This window comes from Celeribacter marinus (assembly GCF_965656515.1).
GTDB classification, from domain to species: domain Bacteria; phylum Pseudomonadota; class Alphaproteobacteria; order Rhodobacterales; family Rhodobacteraceae; genus Celeribacter; species Celeribacter marinus_D.
The window spans coordinates 1-2398 of sequence record NZ_CBFHKW010000105.1 but is presented as its reverse complement, the minus strand read 5'-3'; the positions used below and the strand labels follow the sequence as shown (position 1 = coordinate 2398).

General features: G+C 58.9%; 1 protein-coding gene and 2 pseudogenes. 1 reads left to right on the top strand and 2 read right to left on the bottom strand.

Features of this window, described 5'->3' with window-relative positions; translation table 11 throughout:
- Positions 1–185 (bottom strand): annotated as a pseudogene (locus tag ACTG34_RS13560) (YgfZ/GcvT domain-containing protein); the annotation flags it as partial.
- Positions 186–336: 151 nt separating this feature from the next.
- Between ACTG34_RS13560 and ACTG34_RS13555 the strand changes: the two are divergent.
- Positions 337–1020: a TIGR04283 family arsenosugar biosynthesis glycosyltransferase gene (locus ACTG34_RS13555; RefSeq protein WP_439105406.1), complete on the top strand. Its 684-nt coding sequence runs from the start codon at positions 337–339 to the stop codon at positions 1018–1020.
- Between the two features lie 241 nt (positions 1021–1261).
- Here ACTG34_RS13555 and ACTG34_RS13550 read toward each other — a convergent pair.
- Positions 1262–2398 (bottom strand): annotated as a pseudogene (locus tag ACTG34_RS13550) (ABC transporter ATP-binding protein); the annotation flags it as partial.

Sequence of the window (2398 nt, the reverse complement as noted above, 5' to 3'; positions counted from 1 at the left end):
ACATCGAGCAACACCGTGTCTCCCTCACGCACAAGAAAGAAGTCGACCATGAACTTTCCTTGCGGCGTTAAAATCGCAGCATAAACCGCGCCGCGCTCTAAACCGCCGATGTCGTTTGTGATCAGGCCTTGCAAGAACTTGTGGGTGTCAGAGCCGCTTAGGGCGATGATGCTACGCTCGGTCATGTGTTCGCTCTCCTGTCTGCCATCATATAGGGCGTTGAGAGGCCAAGGTGAAGGACACGATGTGATTGTTCAACGGGACACCGCTTTTCAGCTGCATTCGGGGGGCGAAGCCGCTAGGGTTTTCGCAAATCTCATAACCGAACCGAGACACATGCGCGCGCCAATTTCTGTGATAATCCCGACCCTGAACGCGGCACCGCATTTGGCGGAAACACTGGCGCGGATCATGGAGGGCGTGGACGCGGGCCTTGTGCGCGAATTGATCGTCTCGGATGGCGGGTCAACGGACGACATTGCCCATCTGACCGACGTAATCGGCGCGCAGTTGGTTGTGGGGGATGCGGGGCGTGGCGCACAATTGGCGCGCGGGGCCGAGGCGGCCCAAGGTGCGTGGTTGTTGTTCGTGCATGCCGACACATGGTTGCCCGAGGGGTGGAGTGCGGCCGCTCTGTCCCATTTGACGCATCCCGATCAGGCCTTGGTGTTTTCCCTGTCGTTTCGCGCTGAGGGCAGCTGGGCGCGGATGACGTCCCTATGGGCAAACCTTCGCACGCGGGCGTTTGGCCTGCCTTATGGGGACCAATCCTTATTCATATCGCGCGCCTTGTACGACACCGTTGGGGGCTTTGCACCTATCCCGTTGATGGAGGATGTGGACATGGCCCGCAGGTTGGGGCGCGCGCGGATCGTGCTTAGTCAGAGCGCCGTCCAAACAGACCCATCACGCTACCAAACGCGCGGCTGGCTGCGCCAAGGAAGCCGGAATCTTTGGCGTCTTGTGCGGTATCTTGCGGGCGCTGATCCGGCACGGTTGTCTCGATCTTACGATCGGTGAGTGTCATCCCGTCAGAGTATTGCAGACGGTATAGATCCGCGTATAGACCGCCACGTGCCAATAATTCGTCATGCGTGCCCTGATCAACCACCATGCCGCGATCCATCACCACAATGCTATCGGCGTTGCGAATGGTCGACAGACGGTGCGCAATCACAAGCGTGGTCCGGCTTTTGGACAGATCTTCGAGCGCCTCTTGCACAATCTTTTCTGACTGCGCATCGAGCGCGGATGTGGCCTCGTCCAACAGCAAAATAGGACGGTCACGCAAGACCGCACGCGCAATGGCAACCCGTTGGCGTTGCCCGCCTGACAAGGCCGACCCGCGTGTGCCCGCGTTGGTATCAACCCCCGCCTCAAGATTGCCAAGGAAGGCATCGACATGGGCGGCTTTGAGGGCTGTTTGCAATTCGGCATCACTCGCATCCGCGCCCATCATCACGTTCTCGCGAATGCTTTCGTCGAACAAGAGTGCGTCTTGGGAAACGACCGAGAACAATCCGCGTAACTCTTTCAGGTCGAGTTGATTGGTCGGCGTCCCCCCGATGGTGATGGAACCACTTTGCGGATCTGCCAGTCGGGCCAGCAGATGAAAAATCGTGGACTTGCCTGCACCGGACGCGCCGACAAGTGCCGTGGTTTGACCCGCTTTCGCGACAAAGGATGTGCCACGCAACACCGGTGCGTCCGTGTACGAGAACGCGACCGCCTCTAGGACAACGTCGGCGTCACGCGCTGGGATATCCAACTGTTTTGGCTCGGGCGGCGATACAATGCTGGGGCGTTCGTTGAATACACTGTGAACGCGGATCATTGAGGCCATGGCGATCTGCCACTGCGCGGAGACATTCCCCAACCGGCGTGCCGGATCGATCAACATCCCGACAGCGGTGAAAAACGCCATGAATTCCCCGACTGTCTTTTCTCCGGCAATGATTTCAAGTCCGCCAAAGTAAAGCACGGATGCAAATCCGACACCGGCCACAAAGTCGATGAGAGACGGAATCGCGGATTGACCGCGCGCGGAGCGGATTTCCTCGCGGGTATAGCCGTTGATCGCCTTGTTGAACCGATCGGTTTCGCGCTGTTCTGTGCCGGCAAGTTTGATTGATGTGGTGCCGTGGTAAACCTCGTCCAAGCGGTTCGAGACGAAACTGGACGCCTCACGGGCTGCGGAGGAATTGCGGCGCACACGCCGTTGCAACGTACGAATCGGAAAGGCGATAAAGGGTACGGCGACCAGCGCCAAAAGCGTCCATTGCCAATCCATTGTGGCCGCGACGATCAACAAAGACGTCAGGCCAATCACATCGCGCACGAGGCTGCGCATGATGGTGCCCCATTGATCGGACGCCGATTGGCAATCGCCGCGCGTGCG